Annotated in this window: 29 protein-coding genes and 2 tRNA genes; 2 read left to right on the top strand and 29 right to left on the bottom strand. The window is 61.3% G+C overall.

Features of this window, described 5'->3' with window-relative positions:
- Positions 1-2: 2 nt before the first annotated feature.
- From secY to Q7J44_RS01670, 28 genes are all read right to left on the bottom strand, one after another.
- Entirely contained in the window at positions 3-1,361 is a 1,359-nt protein-coding gene (gene secY / locus Q7J44_RS01805) for a preprotein translocase subunit SecY (protein WP_304876425.1), read from the bottom strand.
- A gap of 119 nt (positions 1,362-1,480) precedes the next feature.
- Positions 1,481-1,951 carry a 50S ribosomal protein L15 gene (rplO, locus tag Q7J44_RS01800; RefSeq protein WP_304876423.1) on the bottom strand — a complete coding sequence of 157 codons (471 nt, stop codon included), beginning with the start codon at positions 1,949-1,951 and terminating at the stop codon, positions 1,481-1,483.
- A 196-nt stretch (positions 1,952-2,147) separates the two neighbouring features.
- Entirely contained in the window at positions 2,148-2,519 is a 372-nt protein-coding gene (locus Q7J44_RS01795; RefSeq protein WP_304876421.1) for a hypothetical protein, read from the bottom strand.
- Positions 2,520-2,524: 5 nt separating this feature from the next.
- Positions 2,525-2,911, bottom strand: a complete 387-nt coding sequence (locus Q7J44_RS01790; protein WP_304876419.1) for an ectoine synthase — start codon at positions 2,909-2,911, stop codon at positions 2,525-2,527.
- A 433-nt stretch (positions 2,912-3,344) separates the two neighbouring features.
- On the bottom strand, positions 3,345-3,542 hold the full coding sequence (gene rpmD / locus Q7J44_RS01785; RefSeq protein ID WP_103334359.1) for a 50S ribosomal protein L30: 198 nt from the start codon (positions 3,540-3,542) through the stop codon (positions 3,345-3,347).
- A 2-nt stretch (positions 3,543-3,544) separates the two neighbouring features.
- Entirely contained in the window at positions 3,545-4,114 is a 570-nt protein-coding gene (rpsE, locus tag Q7J44_RS01780) for a 30S ribosomal protein S5 (protein WP_103334358.1), read from the bottom strand.
- Between the two features lie 11 nt (positions 4,115-4,125).
- Positions 4,126-4,485, bottom strand: a complete 360-nt coding sequence (gene rplR / locus Q7J44_RS01775) for a 50S ribosomal protein L18 (RefSeq protein WP_304876417.1) — start codon at positions 4,483-4,485, stop codon at positions 4,126-4,128.
- Between the two features lie 10 nt (positions 4,486-4,495).
- Positions 4,496-5,029 (bottom strand): 50S ribosomal protein L6, encoded by a 534-nt coding sequence (gene rplF / locus Q7J44_RS01770; RefSeq protein WP_304876415.1) that lies wholly within the window; start codon positions 5,027-5,029, stop codon positions 4,496-4,498.
- A gap of 10 nt (positions 5,030-5,039) precedes the next feature.
- Positions 5,040-5,438, bottom strand: coding sequence for a 30S ribosomal protein S8 (gene rpsH, locus Q7J44_RS01765; RefSeq protein WP_304876413.1), 399 nt, complete (start codon positions 5,436-5,438; stop codon positions 5,040-5,042).
- A gap of 12 nt (positions 5,439-5,450) precedes the next feature.
- Positions 5,451-5,756: a 30S ribosomal protein S14 gene (gene rpsN, locus Q7J44_RS01760; protein WP_103334355.1), complete on the bottom strand. Its 306-nt coding sequence runs from the start codon at positions 5,754-5,756 to the stop codon at positions 5,451-5,453.
- Between the two features lie 18 nt (positions 5,757-5,774).
- A complete protein-coding gene (rplE, locus tag Q7J44_RS01755) occupies positions 5,775-6,335 on the bottom strand; it encodes a 50S ribosomal protein L5 (protein ID WP_304876411.1) in 561 nt (186 codons plus the stop codon).
- The gene (rplX, locus tag Q7J44_RS01750; RefSeq protein WP_304876409.1) at positions 6,335-6,640 is read right to left on the bottom strand and encodes a 50S ribosomal protein L24; all 306 of its coding nucleotides are present in this window, start codon (positions 6,638-6,640) and stop codon (positions 6,335-6,337) included. Before rplX ends, rplE begins: the two co-directional genes overlap by 1 nt.
- A complete protein-coding gene (gene rplN, locus Q7J44_RS01745; protein ID WP_013066055.1) occupies positions 6,640-7,008 on the bottom strand; it encodes a 50S ribosomal protein L14 in 369 nt (122 codons plus the stop codon). The genes rplX and rplN overlap by 1 nt, the downstream gene beginning before the upstream one ends.
- Positions 7,009-7,091: 83 nt before the next feature.
- Positions 7,092-7,325 carry a 30S ribosomal protein S17 gene (gene rpsQ, locus Q7J44_RS01740; protein ID WP_135433367.1) on the bottom strand — a complete coding sequence of 78 codons (234 nt, stop codon included), beginning with the start codon at positions 7,323-7,325 and terminating at the stop codon, positions 7,092-7,094.
- 10 nt (positions 7,326-7,335) lie between these two features.
- Positions 7,336-7,536, bottom strand: a complete 201-nt coding sequence (gene rpmC / locus Q7J44_RS01735) for a 50S ribosomal protein L29 (protein ID WP_103334351.1) — start codon at positions 7,534-7,536, stop codon at positions 7,336-7,338.
- 201 nt (positions 7,537-7,737) lie between these two features.
- Positions 7,738-8,358, bottom strand: a complete 621-nt coding sequence (locus tag Q7J44_RS01730) for a TIGR02466 family protein (RefSeq protein ID WP_304876407.1) — start codon at positions 8,356-8,358, stop codon at positions 7,738-7,740.
- A 105-nt stretch (positions 8,359-8,463) separates the two neighbouring features.
- Complete coding sequence (gene rplP, locus Q7J44_RS01725) at positions 8,464-8,877, bottom strand: 50S ribosomal protein L16 (RefSeq protein WP_304801174.1); 414 nt, start codon at positions 8,875-8,877, stop codon at positions 8,464-8,466.
- Between the two features lie 14 nt (positions 8,878-8,891).
- The gene (rpsC, locus tag Q7J44_RS01720) at positions 8,892-9,608 is read right to left on the bottom strand and encodes a 30S ribosomal protein S3 (protein WP_304876405.1); all 717 of its coding nucleotides are present in this window, start codon (positions 9,606-9,608) and stop codon (positions 8,892-8,894) included.
- The gene (gene rplV, locus Q7J44_RS01715) at positions 9,608-9,988 is read right to left on the bottom strand and encodes a 50S ribosomal protein L22 (protein WP_135433371.1); all 381 of its coding nucleotides are present in this window, start codon (positions 9,986-9,988) and stop codon (positions 9,608-9,610) included. The genes rpsC and rplV overlap by 1 nt, the downstream gene beginning before the upstream one ends.
- A 3-nt stretch (positions 9,989-9,991) precedes the next feature.
- Complete coding sequence (gene rpsS, locus Q7J44_RS01710) at positions 9,992-10,270, bottom strand: 30S ribosomal protein S19 (protein ID WP_304876403.1); 279 nt, start codon at positions 10,268-10,270, stop codon at positions 9,992-9,994.
- 3 nt (positions 10,271-10,273) lie between these two features.
- The gene (rplB, locus tag Q7J44_RS01705) at positions 10,274-11,113 is read right to left on the bottom strand and encodes a 50S ribosomal protein L2 (RefSeq protein ID WP_100195929.1); all 840 of its coding nucleotides are present in this window, start codon (positions 11,111-11,113) and stop codon (positions 10,274-10,276) included.
- A gap of 191 nt (positions 11,114-11,304) precedes the next feature.
- Positions 11,305-11,601: a 50S ribosomal protein L23 gene (locus Q7J44_RS01700; protein WP_135433373.1), complete on the bottom strand. Its 297-nt coding sequence runs from the start codon at positions 11,599-11,601 to the stop codon at positions 11,305-11,307.
- Positions 11,598-12,218, bottom strand: a complete 621-nt coding sequence (rplD, locus tag Q7J44_RS01695; RefSeq protein ID WP_135433375.1) for a 50S ribosomal protein L4 — start codon at positions 12,216-12,218, stop codon at positions 11,598-11,600. The genes Q7J44_RS01700 and rplD overlap by 4 nt, the downstream gene beginning before the upstream one ends.
- Positions 12,215-13,096: a 50S ribosomal protein L3 gene (gene rplC / locus Q7J44_RS01690; protein ID WP_304876401.1), complete on the bottom strand. Its 882-nt coding sequence runs from the start codon at positions 13,094-13,096 to the stop codon at positions 12,215-12,217. The genes rplD and rplC overlap by 4 nt, the downstream gene beginning before the upstream one ends.
- Before the next feature lie 14 nt (positions 13,097-13,110).
- Positions 13,111-13,419, bottom strand: coding sequence for a 30S ribosomal protein S10 (gene rpsJ, locus Q7J44_RS01685; RefSeq protein ID WP_023666234.1), 309 nt, complete (start codon positions 13,417-13,419; stop codon positions 13,111-13,113).
- 145 nt (positions 13,420-13,564) lie between these two features.
- Positions 13,565-14,755: an elongation factor Tu gene (tuf, locus tag Q7J44_RS01680; RefSeq protein WP_304876399.1), complete on the bottom strand. Its 1,191-nt coding sequence runs from the start codon at positions 14,753-14,755 to the stop codon at positions 13,565-13,567.
- Positions 14,756-14,818: 63 nt separating this feature from the next.
- Positions 14,819-14,892 (bottom strand) — tRNA-Gly (locus Q7J44_RS01675).
- Between the two features lie 77 nt (positions 14,893-14,969).
- Positions 14,970-15,053, bottom strand: a tRNA-Tyr gene (locus Q7J44_RS01670).
- Between the two features lie 146 nt (positions 15,054-15,199).
- On the opposite strand from Q7J44_RS01670, the gene rlmB reads away from it, so the two are divergent.
- Entirely contained in the window at positions 15,200-16,114 is a 915-nt protein-coding gene (gene rlmB, locus Q7J44_RS01665; protein WP_304876397.1) for a 23S rRNA (guanosine(2251)-2'-O)-methyltransferase RlmB, read from the top strand.
- 56 nt (positions 16,115-16,170) lie between these two features.
- Complete coding sequence (locus Q7J44_RS01660; protein ID WP_304876395.1) at positions 16,171-16,992, top strand: YjbE family putative metal transport protein; 822 nt, start codon at positions 16,171-16,173, stop codon at positions 16,990-16,992.
- A gap of 55 nt (positions 16,993-17,047) precedes the next feature.
- On the opposite strand, the gene Q7J44_RS01655 is transcribed toward Q7J44_RS01660, so the two are convergent.
- On the bottom strand, positions 17,048-18,029 hold a 982-nt coding region (locus Q7J44_RS01655; RefSeq protein WP_304876393.1), incomplete at its 5' end, for a methionine--tRNA ligase.

Below are 18,029 nucleotides of genomic sequence, written 5' to 3'. Positions count from 1 at the left end.
GGTCAGCGCCGTGTGGGGGCTTTGGGCGTTGTCTTTTTCCGCCCGCGCAGTTGCGATTTTTCGATCAGACCTTCGTATTGATGCGCCAGCAGATGCGACTGCACCTGATTGATCGTATCCATCGTAACCGACACCACGATCAGCACCGAGGTGCCGCCGAAGTAGAAGGTAAAGCCGAACTGATTGCGCAGGATTTCGGGCAGCAGACAGACAGCCGCCAGATAGGCCGATCCCAGCACCAGAATACGCGTCACCACGTATTCCAGATATTCCTCGGTCTTCTTGCCGGGACGGATGCCGGGGATAAAGCCGTTCTGATTCTTCAGATTCTCGGCCACATCCTCAACCTTGAAGGCGACGTTGTAGGTGTAGAAAAAGCTGAAAAACACGATCATGCCGGTGAAGAACAGCAGGTACAGCGGCTGACCGGGGCCGAAATAGGCCAGAACGGTCGACATCACCGGGCCGGTCTGCTGGCCCGAGAAGGTAGAGATGGTAACCGGCAGCAGCAGCAGCGACGAGGCAAAGATCGCCGGGATCACACCCGCCGGGTTGACCTTGACCGGCAGGTGGCTGGAGCCGCCGTCATAGACCTTCATGCCGACCTGGCGCCGGGGGTACTGGATGTGGATCTTGCGCAGCGCGCGTTCCATGAACACCACAAAGCCAATCACCGCGATCACCATCACGATCACTCCGATGATCACGGCAGGCGAAATAGCGCCCGCGCGGCCCTGGCTGAGGAATTGCGCAATGGCGGCGGGTAATTCAGCGACAATGCCGACGAAGATGATCAGCGAAATCCCGTTGCCGATGCCGCGTGCGGTGATCTGCTCACCCAGCCACATCAGGAACATGGTGCCGCCGACTAGCGTGATCATGCAGGCCGCCTTGAAGAACAGCCCCGGATCATGCGCCAGACCGCCCGCCTCAAGGCTGGCGGCGATGCCCCAGGCCTGAAACGTCGCCAGAAACACCGTGCCATAGCGGGTGTACTGGTTGATCTTCTTGCGGCCCTGCTCGCCCTCTTTCTTCAGCTGTTCCAGCTTGGGAACCATCGCCGTCATCAGCTGCACGATGATCGAGGCCGAGATATAGGGCATGATCCCAAGGGCAAAGATGCCCATCCGGCTGATCGCGCCGCCGGTGAACATATTCAGGATGCCACCGATCCCTGCCCCCGCATCCTCCATGAAGGCGCGCAGCTGCACGCCATCGATGCCCGGCACCGGAATATAGGTGCCCAGCCGATAAACGATCAGCAGGCCGATGGTAAAAAAGATGCGCTGGCGCAGGTCGGTCGCCTTGCCAAGGGCGCCCCAGCTGAGGTTCGCCGCCATTTGCTCTGCCGCAGATGCCATGTCCGGTCTCTTTCAAAGACAGCGCCGCCGGACCGTTCTCCGGTCGGCGGCGCGGGAAAACTAAAGCTGATGTAAGCGGTCTGAGGGCCGCTCACAACACCCAATTGGCCCGAAGTGGCTTACTCAGCCGCGCCAGCCGGAAGAGTGATCGACCCACCAGCCGCTTTGATGGCCTCGACAGCCGCGGCGGATGCGCCCGAAACCACCAGTTTCACGGCCGATTTGATCTCACCCTTGTTCAGGATGCGGATGCCGTCGCGCTTGTGATTGGTCAGGCCAGCGGCCACCAGCATGTCTTCGGTCAGGTCAAGCTTGATGTCCAGCTTGCCAGATTCGACGAATTTCTCGATCAGGCCCAGGTTGACGACCGCGTATTCCTTGCGGTTCGGCTTGGTGAAGCCGCGCTTTGGCAGGCGGCGGTACAGCGGCATCTGGCCGCCTTCATACCCGCCGATGGCCACGCCGGAACGCGATTTCTGGCCCTTGATACCACGGCCAGCGGTCTTGCCCTTGCCCGAACCGGGGCCACGGGCAACGCGCTTTTGCTTTTTGTTCGCGCCGTCATTGTCACGAAGTTCATTCAGTTTCATGTCGCACTCTCCATCGCCGGAACATCCCCGCCTGCGACGGGAGGGGACAACACGGCATTTCTTGTTGATTCTGTGACCATGTTGGTCACTGGGGGCGTATAGTGGCTGCGGGGGTGTTAGGCAAGCGGATTGGATTTCTATAGAGCTTGCGTGAAGTCAAACTATTGAGGCGCTTAGCCGCGCCTACAGAAATCGCTCAACCTCTCCCGATCATCCGGCCTATATCAAACAAAGTCGCATCTGGGTTACGGCCACAAAAATAGACTGCAGCGCCAATGCTACGACCATAGACTTCTTTCATGTCACCAAGCCTAGGATCGTTCGATCCCAGACCCAGAAGGAAAGCATATGCAATGTCCTTTTCATCTTGTCTGAAAATCGCATCATCCGCTTTGTCACGTGCCAGTGCGGCCTGAATCGAAACTCCGCAGGGCACTTTCATTATAACTTCTTCTACCACTTGCCCATTTGAGGACGTCGCGCTGGCAGCCAACCAAATGAAAAACCAGCGCGATAGTGTCATCTTCATCGCTTTCAAAATCCCAGCGAACTGCACCTGATTTTCCATAGCCCCTACCCCGCCGCCGGATAGCTGCCGTCGGCGTCGTGCTTTTCCTGCCCGGTCAGCGCGGGGGTGAAGACGCAGATGATCCGCATATCGCCGCGTTGCGCCCGCAGGATGTGTTCCTCATGCCGGTCCAGCACATAGACCGTACCGGGGCTCAGGGCAAACACCTCTCCGGTTGCCACATTCTGCACCTCGCCCTCGCCTTCGATGACATAATTCGTCTCGACATGGTTCTTGTACTGCAGCACCTGTGCGGTGCCTTCCTTGCAGATCGTGTCATGCAGCGAATAGCCAAGCCCATCGGCAGCCAGCAAAATCCGGCGGCTTTCAAAGCTGTCGCCCTTCACATGGGCGGCGGTGTTCAGGATGGAGGCGAGGGAGCGGACGATCATTCTGCGGTCCTTTCAGCAGGGTCTGCGCACCCTAGCGGATCCCCGCAAAAAGAAAACGCCCCGCGGTTTCCACGGGGCGGGTAAGTTCTGCGCTAGGGCCGGGTTTACCCCGCCATCCACTGAGTCAAGCCGACGGACGTTGGGGTCAGTGGCAATGCACCCTGCCCTTTGAGTTATCCATATGGCAGCACTGCCCCGGAGGAGAGCTTTTCCGGCATCCACCGCCATGGGCTTGCACTTGCAGGCCAAAACTGGCCAGTCCGAGAAAGACAAGAGTTGCAATCAAGTGGCGCATGATAAGAGTCCCAATCAAAAGTTAACGAAGATTAAAATTCGTTAACAAACATGCACGCAATCACCTAACGAAAACGCCCCGTGGTTTCCCACGGGGCGCAAAAGTTTTGCGGTAGGGCGGGGTTTACCCCGCCAGCCCTTAGCCGCGCTCTTCGATGATCTTCACAAGATGCGAGATCTTGTTGACCATGCCGCGCACGGAAGGTGTGTCTTCCAGCTCGCGGGTGCGGTTCATCTTGTTCAGGCCCAGACCTTTGAGGGTCGCGGTCTGAATGGCCGGGCGGCGGGCGGCCGAGGCCACCTGCTGCACGACGATGGTCTTCTTTGCTTCGGTCATGATCAGGCCTCCTGCACTTCAGCTTCGGGCTTTTTCAGGATCTCGGCCACCTTTTTACCGCGACGTGCGGCAACCTGGCGGGGCGAAGTCTCTGCTTTCAGACCGTCGATGGTGGCGCGGATCATGTTATAGGGGTTCTGCGAGCCGATCGACTTCGCAACAACGTCCTGGATCCCCAGCATCTCGAACACGGCGCGCATTGGACCACCGGCAATGATGCCGGTACCCGCAACGGCGGTGCGCATCACGACTTTTCCGGCGCCATGGCGGCCTTCCATGTCGTGGTGCAGGGTGCGGCTGTCCTTCAGCGGCACACGGATCATCTGGCGCTTGGCCTGTTCCGTAGCCTTGCGGATCGCCTCCGGCACCTCTTTCGCTTTGCCCTTGCCGAAGCCTACGCGACCACGCTGGTCACCGACGACGACGAGTGCTGCAAAGCCAAAGCGCTTGCCGCCCTTGACGGTTTTCGAAACACGGTTGATCGCGACCAGACGGTCAGCGAATTCGGGCGTTTCCTCACGGGAGTCCTGACGACGATCGCCGCCGCGGCCCCGATTTTCACGTTCTGCCATATCCAAACTCCTCAGAACTTCAGGCCGCCTTCACGGGCAGCGTCGGCCAAAGCCTTGATCTTACCGTGAAAGAGGAAACCACCACGATCGAAGTATACATCTTCAACCCCGGCCTTCTTCGCCCGCTCTGCAATCGCAGCGCCGATTTTGGCCGCAGCCTCGACGTTGTTCTTGCCGATCAGACCCAGATCTTTCTCCAGCGTGGAGGCGGACGCAACGGTCACGCCTTTCACGTCGTCGATCAACTGGACGCTGATGTTCTTGGACGACCGATGCACGGACAGGCGCATGCGCCCGTTCGACATCGCCTTGATTTTGTTCCGGACGCGCAGGCGGCGCTTGAGGAACAGCTCTCTTTTGTTCAAAGCCATTTTGCCACCCTTACTTCTTCTTACCTTCTTTGCGGAAGATGAACTCACCCTTATAGCGGATGCCCTTGCCTTTGTACGGCTCGGGCTTGCGCCATTCGCGGATGTTTGCTGCGACCTGACCAACAAGCTGCTGATCGATCCCTTCCACAACGATTTCGGTCTGCTTCGGCGACGTGACGGTCACGCCAGCCGGAACGGCGAAGTTGACTTCGTGGCTATAGCCAAGCGACAGCTTCAGAACATTGCCTGCGACCGCAGCACGGTAACCAACGCCCTGAATCTCAAGCTCTTTCTTGAAGCCGGTCGAGACGCCCACAACCAGGTTGTCGACCATCGACCGCGCCATGCCCCACTGCTGACGGGCGCGCTTCGAGGTGCCGCGTGGCGTCACCTTGATTTCGGCGCCGTCGACAGTGATCGTCACATCGTCGGTTGCGGTAAAGCTGCGGGTGCCTTTCGGCCCCTTCACTTCGACAGTCTGGCCGGACACCGACGCCGAGACGCCATTGACCAGAGAGACGGGTTTCTTGCCGATACGAGACATTGCACCCTCCTCAGAATACGGTGCAGAGCACTTCGCCACCAACATTGGCGGAGCGTGCAGCTGCATCGGACATGACGCCTTTGGGCGTCGACACAATCGAAACACCCAGGCCATTGCGGACCGAGGGGATTTCCTTGACGCCCATGTACACACGGCGGCCCGGCTTCGACACGCGTTTGATTTCGCGGATCACAGGGGTGCCTTCGTAGTACTTGAGCGAGATCACGAATTCGCCCTGACCGTTGTCGGTCGGGTTCTTTTCGTAACCGCGGATGTAACCTTCCGACAGCAGCACATCCAGAACCCGGCCACGCAGCGCGGACGCCGGTGTCGAAACAGTGGATTTGCCGCGCATCTGAGAGTTGCGGATACGGGTCAGCATATCGCCGATAGGATCATTCACAGGCATTTCTGCTCTCCCTTACCAGCTGGACTTGACCATGCCCGGGATCTGGCCAAACGAGGCCAGTTCACGCAGCATGATCCGCGACAGTTTCAGCTTACGGTAGTAAGCATGCGGACGACCCGTCAGCTGGCAGCGGTTGTGCAACCGGACAGCAGATGAATTGCGGGGCAGTTGTGCCAGCTTCAGGGTCGCGCCGAAACGCTCTTCCATCGGCTTGGATTGGTCTTCGATCACCGCTTTGAGCGTCGCACGCTTGGAAGCATACTGCTTCACCAGCTTGGCGCGCTTCACTTCGCGGTTCACCATGGATTTCTTTGCCATTACTCTGGTTCCTCGCGCTTACGACGTGAAGGGCATGTTGAAAAGCTTCAACAGCGCCTTGGCTTCCGCATCGGATTTCGCGTTCGTGCAGATGATGATGTCCATACCCAGAACTTCATCGACCTTGTCGAAGTTGATTTCCGGGAACACGATGTGCTCCTTCAGGCCCATGGCGTAGTTGCCATGGCCGTCGAACGACGAACCCTTGACGCCGCGGAAGTCGCGGACGCGCGGCAGGGCCACGTTGATCAGACGGTCGAGGAATTCGTACATCTTGTCGCCCCGCAGGGTGACCTTGCAGCCCAGTGGCATCAGTTCCCGCACGCGGAAGCCAGCGATGGACTTCTTGGCATGGGTGATCACAGCTTTCTGACCCGCAATCAGCGACAGTTCTTCAGCAGCCTGTTTCACCTTTTTGGTGTCTTTGACCGCTTCGCCGACGCCCATGTTCAGGACAATCTTGTCCAGACGCGGGATCTGCATGTCGTTCTTGTACGAAAACTCTTCCTTCATCGCAGCGCGAATCTTGGACTCGTACTCGCCTTTCAGGCGCGGGGTATATGTGGCTTGGTCCAACATCAGATTGCATCCCCCGTCGTCTTAGCAAAACGCACCTTCTTGTCGCCATCCATACGGAAGCCGACGCGGGTGGGTTTGCCGTTCTTGTCCACGATCGCCAGGTTCGACAGGTCGATCGGCATGGACTTGGGCACACGGCCGCCTTGCGACCCGGCAGATTGCTTGGTGTGGCGGATGGCGACGTTGATGTTCTCGACCACGGCTTTGTTGGCGGTCGGGTTCACAGAGGCGATTTCGCCCTGCTTGCCCTTGTCCTTGCCGGTCAGCACGATGACGGTGTCACCCTTTTTGAGTTTCGCAGCCATCAGAGCACCTCCGGAGCCAGCGAGATGATCTTCATGAAGTTCTTGGCGCGCAATTCGCGGACAACCGGCCCGAAGATACGCGTGCCCACGGGTTCACCCTGATTGTTCAGGATGACTGCGGCGTTGCGGTCAAAACGGATGGCGGTGCCGTCTTCACGACGAACCTCTTTGGCGGTGCGCACGACAACGGCTTTACGCACGTCGCCCTTTTTCACACGGCCTTTTGGAATAGCTTCCTTGACCGACACCACGATGATGTCGCCCACGGATGCATAGCGGCGGTGTGAACCGCCCAGAACCTTGATGCACTGAACTCGGCGAGCGCCGGAGTTATCAGCAACATCCAGATTGGTCTGCATCTGGATCATTTGGTTTCTCCCGACCTTTGGGGACGGTCATGCAGATGACGCCCCAGGGTTTCGATTATCGCAGAACGAAAATTGCCCCGGCCTTAAGCCGAGACAACCACCGTCCAACGCTTGGTTTTCGAAATCGGCGCACATTCCTCGATACGGACGGCATCGCCAATCTTGAACTTGTTCTCTGCATCATGTGCGCGATACTTCTTCGATTTACGCACAGTTTTTTGCAGCAGCGGGTGCTTGAAGCGACGCTCGACCAGAACCGTGATGGTCTGTTCGTTCTTGTCCGAGGTCACGACGCCTGAAAGGATACGCTTGGGCATGATAAACCTCTTACTTCGCCGCTTCGGCGGCTTTTTGGTTGAGAATGGTCAGCACACGTGCTGCGTCCCGACGGACGACGCGCATGCGCGCGGTGTTCTCAAGCTGGTTCGTGGCGGCCTGGAAGCGCAGGTTGAAGGCTTCCTTTTTCAGTGCAACGAGCTGGTCGCGCAGCTGATCAGGGGACTTGCCCCGGAGTTCGTCGGCTTTCATGCCGTGTTCCTTTTTTCAATCACCAGAAGGCCCCGGCAGATGCAGGGTAACCTTGAACCCGGTGGATCAATGCAAAACCAACGATTCCGAGTCGCCCGGGAACCGCAGGATGGGTCTCCCTACAGGGGTTGCGGCGACAGGGCAAGGGGTAAGTTGCGCCGTCGCCTTTTTCCACAGGGCTTTGGGCCCCGGCCCTGAATCCTATGCCCACCCATAATTGAAGCTGACCGAAATCCGTTCTTCTTCCGACATGTTCATCGGCACTTCGTGCCGCAGCCAGCTTTCCCACAGCAGCACATCGCCGACGACCGGGGCCACATAGACGAACTGGCGCAATCCTTCCGGCGCGTCCTTGCGGCGCAGCGGCGACATCATCATCATCGGCAGCCGGGGGTCTTCCAGTTTCAGCGCGCTGGTGCCGTCGGGCATCTGCACGTAAGTTGTGCCGGAAATTACCGAATGGGTGTGGATGTGGCTGGCATGGGTGCCGCCCTCGGGCAGGATGTTGATCCACAGCCCGTTCAGCTTCAGCTTCTTGCCATCCAGATCAAAGGCCAGATCGTCGCAGAACGCCGCCACATGCTTGTCGAGCGCGGCCTCAAGCGCCTTGAAGATCGGGAACCGCCAGGGCAGATCGTTCAGCGAGGCATAAGAGGTGTAGCCTGGATAGCCATTCTCCTCACACCAGTCCTGCCCCGCCTCGTCATCCTCGGCGATGGCATTGCACGATGCAGCCAGCTCTGCGTAATCGACCTTCTTTTTGGCCAGATCATTCAGGCCGGCGCGATACAGCGGGGTAACAAATAGCGAAGTGGTAGGCATTTTCTGACCTCGGATCTGAAAAAGCCCCCGCCGTGTCCGGCAGGGGCCAATCTTTCGGTAGGGCGGGGTTCACCCCGCCACGCGCGGTCTGCCCAAAGGCAAACCTTACCAGTCTTCGCGGGCGACGACGCGGGTCAGCACCGGCAGCTTCATCGCACCAAGGCGCAGTGCCTCACGCGCGATGACGTCCGATACGCCGTCGATTTCGAACATGATGCGGCCAGGTTTCACCTTGGCTGCCCAATAGTCGACAGACCCTTTACCTTTACCCATCCGGACTTCGGTTGGCTTCGAGGTCACTGGAACATCCGGGAAAATCCGGATCCAGACACGGCCCTGACGCTTCATGTGGCGGGTGATCGCGCGGCGGGCCGCTTCGATCTGACGCGCGGTCACACGCTCTGGTTCAGTGGCTTTCAGCGCATAAGAGCCGAAGTTCAGCAGGAAGCCGCCTTTGGCTTCGCCGTGAATGCGGCCCTTGTGCTGTTTGCGGAACTTGGTCCGTTTCGGTTGCAGCATCTTTCAATACTCCCTTACGCGCGTTCGCGGTCGCGACGAGGTTGACGCGGTGCCGCGCCTTCCTGTGCTTCTGCGTGACGGCGGTCATGCGCTTGCGGATCGTGCTCAAGGATTTCGCCTTTGAAGATCCAGACCTTCACACCGATGATCCCGTAAGGGGTCGTTGCTTCGGACAGGGCATAGTCAATGTCGGCGCGCAGCGTGTGCAGCGGCACACGGCCTTCGCGGTACCATTCGGTCCGTGCGATTTCCGCGCCACCCAGACGGCCCGCCACGTTCACACGGATGCCAAGGGCACCGATGCGCATCGCGCTTTGCACGCCGCGCTTCATGGCGCGACGGAAAGACACCCGGCGTTCCATCTGCTGCGCGATCGACTCTGCCACCAGCTGTGCGTCGAGTTCCGGCTTGCGGACTTCGACGATGTTCAGGTGCAGTTCCGACTTCGTGAACGCGGTCAGTTTCTTGCGCAGCGTTTCGATGTCGGCACCCTTTTTGCCGATGATCACACCCGGACGTGCCGCGTGAATCGTGACGCGGCACTTTTTGTGCGGACGTTCGATGATCACCTTGCTGATGCCGGCCTGCTTGGCCTCTGTGTGAATAAATTCACGCATCCGCAGATCTTCCAGCAGCAGGTTGCCATAGTCTTTCGACTCGGCAAACCAGCGGCTGTCCCAGGTGCGGTTGACCTGGAGGCGCATCCCGATCGGGTTAACCTTCTGTCCCATTATGCCGACTCCCCGGACTGACGAACCTTGATGGTGATTTCAGAGAACGGCTTCATGATCTTGCCGAAACGGCCCCGTGCCCGCGGACGGCCACGCTTCATCACAAGGTTCTTGCCACACCAGGCTTCGGCGACGACGAGGCTGTCGACGTCAAGACCGTGGTTGTTTTCGGCGTTCGCAATCGCGGACTGCAGGCACTTCTTGACGTCAGCCGCGATGCGGCGCTTCGAGAAGGTCAGGTCAGCCAATGCCTTTTCAACCTTTTTGCCACGGATCAGACCGGCAACCAGATTGAGCTTTTGCGGCGAGGTGCGAAGCATACGGCTGATCGCCATCGCTTCGTTGTCCGCCACGCGGCGCGGATTCTTTTCCTTGCTCATGGCTTACTTCCTCTTGGCTTTTTTATCGGCGGCGTGACCGTAATAGGTCCGCGTCGGCGAATATTCACCGAACTTCTGGCCGATCATGTCTTCGGTGATCGCCACCGGAATGTGCTTGTGGCCGTTATACACGCCAAAAGTCAGACCGACAAACTGCGGCAGGATGGTGGAACGACGCGACCAGATCTTGATCACTTCGCTTTTGCCCGACTCGCGCGACTTTTCTGCCTTTTTCAGGACATAGCCATCGACGAACGGGCCTTTCCAAATGGAACGTGACATGGATTAGCGGCCCTTTTTCTTGGCGTGACGCGAGCGGAGGATATATTTATCCGTCTCTTTGTTCGACCGGGTGCGGTTGCCCTTGGTGCCCTTGCCCCACGGCGTAACCGGGTGACGACCACCAGAGGTCCGGCCTTCACCACCACCGTGCGGGTGGTCGATCGGGTTCATGGCAACACCGCGAACGGTCGGACGCACGCCCATGTGGCGCTTACGGCCAGCTTTGCCGAGGTTCTGGTTGGAATGGTCAGCGTTTGACACGGCACCGATGGTGGCCATGCATTCCTGACGCACCAGACGCAGCTCGCCCGAAGACAGGCGGATCTGGGCATAGCCACCGTCACGACCGACGAACTGGGCATAGGTGCCAGCTGCACGGGCGATCTGACCACCCTTGCCGGGCTTCATCTCGACGTTGTGGACGATGGTACCGATCGGCATGCCCGAAAACGGCATGGCGTTGCCCGGCTTCACGTCGGTCTTGGCGCCAGCGATCACAGAATCGCCGACAGCCAGACGCTGCGGGGCCAGGATGTAGGAAAGTTCGCCGTCCGCGTATTTCACGAGGGCGATGAAGGCGGTGCGGTTCGGATCGTATTCGATCCGCTCGACGACCGCTGCAATATCGAATTTACGACGCTTGAAATCCACAATGCGGTACAGACGCTTTGCGCCGCCGCCTTTGTGCCACATCGTGATACGTCCGGTGTTGTTCCGTCCACCCGTTTTGGTCAAGCCTTCTACAAGGCCCTTGACCGGGCGTCCTTTCCACAGCTCCGAACGGTCGATCAGAACCAACCCGCGTTGGCCAGGCGTCGTCGGTTTGTACGACTTGAGTGCCATGCTTTCTGTCTTCCGTCAGCTAGAGGGCCTGTATTCCAGGCCCGAATTATAGGGCCCCGAAGGTCCCCGGTTTATAGGGCCCCGAAGGTCCCCGGTGGTGTGATCTGGCCGTGGAACACCACAAACAGACCGATTTCGCAAAAAATCCACGGCCCCGGAAAGTCCGGGGCCGTGGGATTCGGCGCCTTCTATCAGAGCCCGGTGGACACGTCGATAGTGTTACCCTCTTCGAGCGTAACATAGGCTTTTTTCTTGTCGGACCGCACGCCGGGACGACCTTTGAAACGCTTGGTCTTGCCCTTGGTGATGGTGGTGTTCACCGCCTTCACCTTGACGCCAAAGACAGCCTCGATGGCCTCTTTGATCATCGGCTTGGTCGCGTCCATGGCGACCTGAAACACAACCGCGCCATGCTCCGAAGCCATGGTGGCTTTTTCGGTGATGATCGGCTTTTTTATCAGGTCGTAGTGCTGGGGTTTCGCGCTCATTTCAGACGAGCCTCCAATGCTTCGAGTCCTGCTTTGGTGATCACAAGCTGATCACGCTTCAGGATGTCATAGACGTTGGCACCCATCGTCGGCAGAACGTCGATCCCTTCGATGTTGCGCGCGGCCAGAGCAAAGCCCTGATCCACAGCCACACCGTCGATGATCAGAACGCGCTTCCAGCCGAGTTCCTTCGCCTGTTTCGCAAGGATCGCGGTTTTGGCTTCCGCCATCACCAGCGTGTCCAGGATGATCAGCTCACCCGCTTTGGCCTTGGCCGACAGCGCGTGACGCAGACCCAGGGCGCGGACCTTTTTCGGCAGGTCATGCGCGTGGCTGCGCGGGGTCGGGCCCTTGACGACACCACCCTTGCGGAAGATCGGCGCCTTGCGCGACCCGTGGCGTGCGCCACCGGTGCCTTTTTGGCGGTAGATCTTCTTGGTCGAATAGGACACTTCGGCGCGGGTCAGCGTCGAGTGTGTGCCAGCCTGGGCTTTCGCCCGCTGCCAGCGCACCACACGGTGCAGAATGTCTGCGCGCGGGTCCAGACCGAACAGGTCGTCGTTCAGATCAACCGAACCGGCTTTGCCGCCGTCGAGTTTCAGAACATCAAGTTTCATGCTTCACCGCCTTCGGACTTGGTGGTGCCCTCATCAGCGCCCTCGGCAGGTTCGTTCCCTGCGTTCAGCGCTTCTTCGGCTGCCTTGGCTTCCAGAGCGTCCTGCTCGGCGGCCTGTGCGGCCAGACGGGCTTCTTCTGCTGCTGCGGCTTCTGCTGCGGCGGCTGCGGCTGCAGCTTCTGCGGCTTCACGTGCGGCTTTGGCAGCGGAGCGCAGGGCGGCCGGAATGATCACAGAATCCGGGACCGGCTTCTTCACCGCGTCCTTGACCGTAACCCAGCCACCTTTCGATCCGGGGACAGCGCCCTTGACCATGATCAGACCGCGGTCGGCGTCGGTACGGATGACCTGCAGGTTCTGCGTGGTCACGCGCACGGCACCCAGATGGCCCGCCATTTTCTTGCCTTTGAACACCTTGCCGGGGTCCTGGCACTGGCCGGTCGACCCGTGCGAACGGTGCGACACCGACACACCGTGCGAGGCGCGCAGACCGGCAAAGTTGTGCCGCTTCATCGCGCCGGCAAAGCCCTTACCGATCGAGGTGCCGGCGATGTCAACGAACTGACCGGGGAAGTAGTGGTCAGCGGTGATTTCTTCACCCACGTCGATCATGCAGTCGTCGGTCACCCGGAACTCTGCCACTTTCCGCTTCGGTTCGACCGAGGCTTTGGCAAAGTGGCCGCGCATCGCAGCCGAGGTCCGCTTGGCCTTGGCCGAGCCTGCGCCGAGCTGAACAGCCGTATAGCCGTCCTTGTCAGCGGTCCGCTGGGCCACAACCTGCAGATTGTCCATATGCAGAACCGTGACCGGAACCTGCTTGCCGTCTTCGAGGAACAACCGGGTCATGCCCAGTTTCTTCGCAATAATACCAGAGCGCATGTTCTGATGCCCCCTTATACTTTGATTTCGACGTCGACGCCGGCGGCCAGGTCGAGCTTCATCAGCGCGTCCACGGTCTGCGGAGTCGGATCGACGATATCAAGCAAACGCTTGTGCGTGCGGATTTCCCACTGGTCGCGCGACTTTTTGTCGATGTGCGGACCACGGAGAACCGTGAATTTCTCAATCTTGTTCGGCAGCGGGATCGGCCCGCGAACCTGTGCGCCTGTGCGTTTGGCCGTGTTGACGATTTCCTGGGTGCTGGCGTCCAGCACGCGGTAATCGAAGGCCTTCAGGCGAATGCGAATGGTCTGACCTTGCATTTCTTGTTCCTTCGGAACGTAGACGGGGCAACATGCCCGGCCCATAGGTTCACATTTGTGGATGGTCTGCGGCGCGCCCAAGCCTTGGGCGCGCCGCGTGTCGTTATACTGTCATACCGCCTTTGGAAAGGCGATTCGCGCAGCCTCAGGCGAGGATTTTCGACACCACGCCTGCGCCGACGGTGCGGCCGCCTTCGCGGATGGCGAAGCGCAGCTTCTCTTCCATGGCGATCGGGGTGATCAGCTCGACGTTCAGCTCGGCGTTGTCGCCGGGCATGATCATCTCGACACCTTCCTTCAGGTGCACGATGCCGGTCACGTCCGTGGTGCGGAAGTAGAACTGCGGGCGGTAGTTGGTGAAGAACGGGGTGTGACGGCCGCCCTCTTCCTTGGTCAGGATATAGGCCTCGGCCAGGAATTTGGTGTGCGGGGTGATCGAACCCGGCTTGCACAGCACCTGGCCGCGCTCGACGTCCTCGCGCTTGGTGCCGCGCAGCAGCACGCCGACGTTGTCACCCGCCTGGCCCTGGTCCAGCAGCTTGCGGAACATTTCCACGCCGGTGCAGGTCGTCTTCTGGACCGGACGGATGCCGACGATCTCGACCTCCTCGCCGACCTTGACGATGCCCTTTTCGATACGGCCCGTGACCACGGTGCCGCGGCCCGAGATCGAGAACACGTCTTCCACCGGCATCAGGAACGGCAGGTCCAGCGGACGCGCCGGCTGCGGAATGTAGTCGTCGACCGTCTGCATCAGCTTCAGCACCGCCTGCTCGCCGATCTCCGGGTTCACGCCGTCGGTCGCGGCCTTGGCCGAACCCGCCGTGATCGGAATGTCGTCGCCCGGGAACTGGTACGACGAAAGCAGCTCGCGCACTTCCATCTCGACCAGTTCCAGCAGCTCGGCGTCGTCCACCAGGTCGACCTTGTTCAGGAACACCACCAGCGCCGGAACCCCGACCTGACGGGCCAGCAGGATGTGCTCGCGCGTCTGCGGCATCGGGCCGTCGGCCGCCGAAACCACCAGGATGGCGCCGTCCATCTGCGCCGCGCCCGTGATCATGTTCTTCACATAGTCGGCGTGGCCGGGGCAGTCGACGTGGGCGTAGTGACGGGCCGCCGTCTCGTACTCGACGTGCGCCGTGTTGATCGTGATGCCGCGCGCCTTCTCTTCCGGGGCCGCGTCGATGTCGGCGTAGTTCATCGCCTTGCCGCCGCTGGCCTTGGCCAGAACCATGGTGATCGCCGCCGTCAGCGTCGTCTTGCCGTGGTCGACGTGACCGATCGTGCCGATGTTGCAGTGCGGCTTGTTACGTTCGAACTTTTCCTTGGCCATGGCCAAAACTCCTGTGGCCCTGGCCCAGAGATGGGGAGCGGACGTTGGTCAGCTAGAGAATTCTGGAGCGGGTAGACGGAATCGAACCGACATATTCAGCTTGGAAGGCTGCTGTACTACCATTGTACTATACCCGCACGGAGACGGCCTCGGGCTAGGTGCGCCTTCGACCGCCGACCCGATATGGGGTCCGGACCTTCGTTTCGAAACCGCGTGGTGGGGGAAGCAGGACTCGAACCTGCGAAGCTTACGCAGGGGATTTACAGTCCCCCCCCTTTGCCACGCGGGACATGCCCCCCGCGCGTTTTCGAACCGTCGGTCCGATGCACCGGCGACCTTTCGGCCGTCGTAACAACAAAAGCTCTCGGTGTCCCGCGTCGCCTGGTTTAGGAGGGGCGCCAGACCCGAAAGCCCTCAGGGCTCCAAATCGGAGGGCGTCTTATAGTGTCGAGAAATCCAGAACGCAACGACCGGAAATCGGGCAAAAAGCCGGCTTTCGGCGACAAGTCGACGGCTCGTCCCGGCGGGCGGGCGGGCTCCAAGGGACCGTCGCAGGACGGCCCCGACCGGGGCGGCTGGAACCCCAATCCGAAGGCGAAGGCCTTCTCGGATTCCGCCCCGCGCCCATCTCGCGCCAAGGCCGACGCCGACAATTTCGTCTGGGGCCGGCATCCGGTCCTGGCGGCCCTGGCCAACCCGGCCCGAAAGGGCATGGGCCGTCTGTTGGCGACCGCCGACCGCGCCGCCGAGCTGGAGCGGGACAAACTGGCCCACGGCCACAGGATCGAAATCATCGAGGTCCAGGCGCTGGACCGTATGCTGCCGCCCGGCGCGGTGCATCAGGGCCTCGCCTTCAAGGTCCAGCCGCTGGAAGGCGTGGCCCTCGAGGACATCGCCGATGCCGCATCCGGCGTCATCGTCATGCTGGACCAGCTGACCGACCCCCAGAACGTCGGCGCCATCTTCCGCTCCGCCCTCGCCTTCGGGGCGCGCGGCATCGTGGTCCAGGACCGGCACTCCCCGGCCCTCGCCGGCGCCCTGGCCAAGGCCTCTGCGGGCGCGACCGAACGCCTGCCTTGCGCGCGGGTGACCAATCTCAGCCGGGCGCTGGAGACGCTGGCCGACCTCGGCTGGCGGGCCGTGGGTCTGGACGGCGCCGCCGAGCTGACGCTGGATCAGGCGCTGGACGGGCGGCCGACGGTTTTGGTCATGGGGTCCGAGGGCGACGGCGTCCGGAGGCTGGTCGCCGAACACTGCGACGTCATGGCCCGGATTCCCATGCCCGGTGGATTCGAGAGCCTGAATGTCTCGAACGCGGCGGCCGTGGCGCTCTATGAGGCCAGCCGCAAACAGGGCTGATCCGACCGGCAAACGCGACCAGTTGCATTTCGTCGCGGCGGGGATAGAGAGCGAACATGGAATTCCTCGCCTCCCCCGAATTCGCCAGCCAGGCCTCCGCCCTTGGCAAGGTGCTGATGATCGACCTGGTGCTGGCCGGGGACAACGCGGTCGCGGTCGGCCTCGCCGCCGCCGCCCTGCCCCCCGAACTGCGCAAGAAGGCCATCCTGATCGGCCTGGCCGCGGCCGTCGTGCTGCGCATCGGTTTCGCCCTGATTACCGTCCAGCTGCTGGCCATCATCGGTCTGCTGCTGGCCGGCGGCTTCCTGCTGCTCTGGGTCTGCTGGAAGATGTGGCGCGAGCTGCAGGAACAACGCACCCACGACCAGGCCGAGGCCGAGGCCGAGCTGCAGACCGCCCTCTCCGTCCACCACGGCGGCGGCCCGGCCCCCGAAGCTCTGGGCCTCAAGCGCAAATCCTTCGGCGCCGCCCTCGTCCAGATCATGATCGCCGACATCACCATGTCGCTGGACAACGTTCTGGCCGTCGCGGGCGCGGCGCATGAACATCCCTGGATCATGGTCTTCGGCCTGGTCCTGTCCATCGCCCTTATGGGCGTGGCCGCGACCTTCATCGCCAGAATCCTGACCAAACACCGCTGGATCGGCTACGTCGGCCTGGTCATCGTCCTGTATGTGGCGCTGCACATGATCTGGGACGGGGCGCGGTCGGTGATCGTGCGGACCGAGCGCATGGACGCCTTCAACGCCTCCGCCCCCGCCTTCCTCGATATCAGCGAGGAAGAGAAGGCCAAGTATCTGAAGGGCGTGCGCAGCGAGGACACGGCGACGCCGGCGACCGGCCTGCCGGCCCGGGCCGCGGAGGGGCCGCCGCCCTGATAAGACAAAGGCCCCGGGGCGATCCGGGGCCTTTGTTATCATGGCGCTTCCGTGGTCAGACCCCGGCCCCGCCGAAGCGCTCCGACCACTCCGCCACCTGACCGTCCTCGATCTTGGTGAACAGCACGGCCGCCGCCGCGACCGCCTGGCCGCGCGGCAGGGTGTCGATCAGGCCGGCGTCCGGGGCCGGCCAGCTGAGGTCGGTGGCCCCCACCGTCGCCGCGATCCTGACCGCCGAACCCGGCATCACGGGCGCCGCCAGCCGGGCGAACAGGGCTACCAGATTCAGCCCCGTGCGCACCCCGACCGCCGCCCGGTCCACATCGGTCTTGAAGGCGGTCCAGGGCGCGGCTTCCTGCAGATATTCATTGCCCAGCACCCAGACCGCGCGCAGGGCGACCGCGGCCTTGCGGAACTCCATGGCCTCTAACTGGGCCGTGGCCTCGGCGATCCCGGCGCGAATGTCGGCGTCCAGACGGGCCTCCAGCGGCCCCGGCTCGCCGCCGTCCGGCACGACGCCGTCGAATTTCGACTCGGCGAATTTGACGATCCGGTTGACGAAATTGCCCAGCACATCGGCCAGGTCCTTGTTGGTCGTCGACTGGAACTGCTCCCAGGTGAAGGCGGCGTCCGAATGCTCCGGGCCATAGGCCGTCAGATGCCAGCGCCAATAGTCGGCCGGCAGCAGCTCCAGCGCCTGGTCCATGAACACGCCGCGCTTCTGGCTGGTCGAGAATTTGCCGCCGTACCAGTTCAGCCAGTTGAAGGCCTTCAGCGTGTCGACCGTCTTCCACGGCTCGCCCGAGCCCAGGATCGTCGCCGGGAAGCTGACGGTGTGGAAGGCGACATTGTCCTTGCCCATGAACTGGACATAGCGGACGTCGTCGGCCCCCTCGTCCGTCCGCCACCAGTCGCGCCAGGTCCGGCCCGTCGCATCGGCCCACTCCTCGGTCGCGCCGATGTATTCGATCGGGGCGTCGAACCAGACGTAGAAGACCTTGCCCTCCATGCCCGGCCGCGGTCCGCCGTCGGGCCCC

Source organism: Pseudotabrizicola sp. (assembly GCF_030656345.1).
In the GTDB taxonomy this organism is placed as follows: domain Bacteria; phylum Pseudomonadota; class Alphaproteobacteria; order Rhodobacterales; family Rhodobacteraceae; genus Pseudotabrizicola.
Note: the sequence above shows the minus strand (reverse complement) of the source record. Positions and strands in the feature narration are given on the sequence as shown.

What these genes read in the sequence shown, in the direction of transcription:
- secY (WP_304876425.1), bottom strand. Translation starts at nt 1,361, where the DNA reads ATGGCATCTGCGGCAGAGCAAATGGCGGCGAACCTCAGCTGGGGCGCC.
- rplO (WP_304876423.1), bottom strand. Translation starts at nt 1,951, where the DNA reads ATGAAACTGAATGAACTTCGTGACAATGACGGCGCGAACAAAAAGCAA.
- Q7J44_RS01795 (WP_304876421.1), bottom strand. Translation starts at nt 2,519, where the DNA reads ATGGAAAATCAGGTGCAGTTCGCTGGGATTTTGAAAGCGATGAAGATG.
- Q7J44_RS01790 (WP_304876419.1), bottom strand. Translation starts at nt 2,911, where the DNA reads ATGATCGTCCGCTCCCTCGCCTCCATCCTGAACACCGCCGCCCATGTG.
- rpmD (WP_103334359.1), bottom strand. Translation starts at nt 3,542, where the DNA reads ATGACCGAAGCAAAGAAGACCATCGTCGTGCAGCAGGTGGCCTCGGCC.
- rpsE (WP_103334358.1), bottom strand. Translation starts at nt 4,114, where the DNA reads ATGGCAGAACGTGAAAATCGGGGCCGCGGCGGCGATCGTCGTCAGGAC.
- rplR (WP_304876417.1), bottom strand. Translation starts at nt 4,485, where the DNA reads ATGGCTTTGAACAAAAGAGAGCTGTTCCTCAAGCGCCGCCTGCGCGTC.
- rplF (WP_304876415.1), bottom strand. Translation starts at nt 5,029, where the DNA reads ATGTCTCGTATCGGCAAGAAACCCGTCTCTCTGGTCAATGGCGTCTCG.
- rpsH (WP_304876413.1), bottom strand. Translation starts at nt 5,438, where the DNA reads ATGCCTGTGAATGATCCTATCGGCGATATGCTGACCCGTATCCGCAAC.
- rpsN (WP_103334355.1), bottom strand. Translation starts at nt 5,756, where the DNA reads ATGGCAAAGAAATCCATGGTGAACCGCGAAGTGAAGCGCGCCAAGCTG.
- rplE (WP_304876411.1), bottom strand. Translation starts at nt 6,335, where the DNA reads ATGTTGGACCAAGCCACATATACCCCGCGCCTGAAAGGCGAGTACGAG.
- rplX (WP_304876409.1), bottom strand. Translation starts at nt 6,640, where the DNA reads ATGGCTGCGAAACTCAAAAAGGGTGACACCGTCATCGTGCTGACCGGC.
- rplN (WP_013066055.1), bottom strand. Translation starts at nt 7,008, where the DNA reads ATGATCCAGATGCAGACCAATCTGGATGTTGCTGATAACTCCGGCGCT.
- rpsQ (WP_135433367.1), bottom strand. Translation starts at nt 7,325, where the DNA reads ATGCCCAAGCGTATCCTTTCAGGCGTCGTGACCTCGGACAAGAACGAA.
- rpmC (WP_103334351.1), bottom strand. Translation starts at nt 7,536, where the DNA reads ATGAAAGCCGACGAACTCCGGGGCAAGTCCCCTGATCAGCTGCGCGAC.
- Q7J44_RS01730 (WP_304876407.1), bottom strand. Translation starts at nt 8,358, where the DNA reads ATGCCTACCACTTCGCTATTTGTTACCCCGCTGTATCGCGCCGGCCTG.
- rplP (WP_304801174.1), bottom strand. Translation starts at nt 8,877, where the DNA reads ATGCTGCAACCGAAACGGACCAAGTTCCGCAAACAGCACAAGGGCCGC.
- rpsC (WP_304876405.1), bottom strand. Translation starts at nt 9,608, where the DNA reads ATGGGACAGAAGGTTAACCCGATCGGGATGCGCCTCCAGGTCAACCGC.
- rplV (WP_135433371.1), bottom strand. Translation starts at nt 9,988, where the DNA reads ATGAGCAAGGAAAAGAATCCGCGCCGCGTGGCGGACAACGAAGCGATG.
- rpsS (WP_304876403.1), bottom strand. Translation starts at nt 10,270, where the DNA reads ATGTCACGTTCCATTTGGAAAGGCCCGTTCGTCGATGGCTATGTCCTG.
- rplB (WP_100195929.1), bottom strand. Translation starts at nt 11,113, where the DNA reads ATGGCACTCAAGTCGTACAAACCGACGACGCCTGGCCAACGCGGGTTG.
- Q7J44_RS01700 (WP_135433373.1), bottom strand. Translation starts at nt 11,601, where the DNA reads ATGAGCGCGAAACCCCAGCACTACGACCTGATAAAAAAGCCGATCATC.
- rplD (WP_135433375.1), bottom strand. Translation starts at nt 12,218, where the DNA reads ATGAAACTTGATGTTCTGAAACTCGACGGCGGCAAAGCCGGTTCGGTT.
- rplC (WP_304876401.1), bottom strand. Translation starts at nt 13,096, where the DNA reads ATGCGCTCTGGTATTATTGCGAAGAAACTGGGCATGACCCGGTTGTTC.
- rpsJ (WP_023666234.1), bottom strand. Translation starts at nt 13,419, where the DNA reads ATGCAAGGTCAGACCATTCGCATTCGCCTGAAGGCCTTCGATTACCGC.
- tuf (WP_304876399.1), bottom strand. Translation starts at nt 14,755, where the DNA reads ATGGCCAAGGAAAAGTTCGAACGTAACAAGCCGCACTGCAACATCGGC.
- Q7J44_RS01660 (WP_304876395.1), top strand. Translation starts at nt 16,171, where the DNA reads ATGGAATTCCTCGCCTCCCCCGAATTCGCCAGCCAGGCCTCCGCCCTT.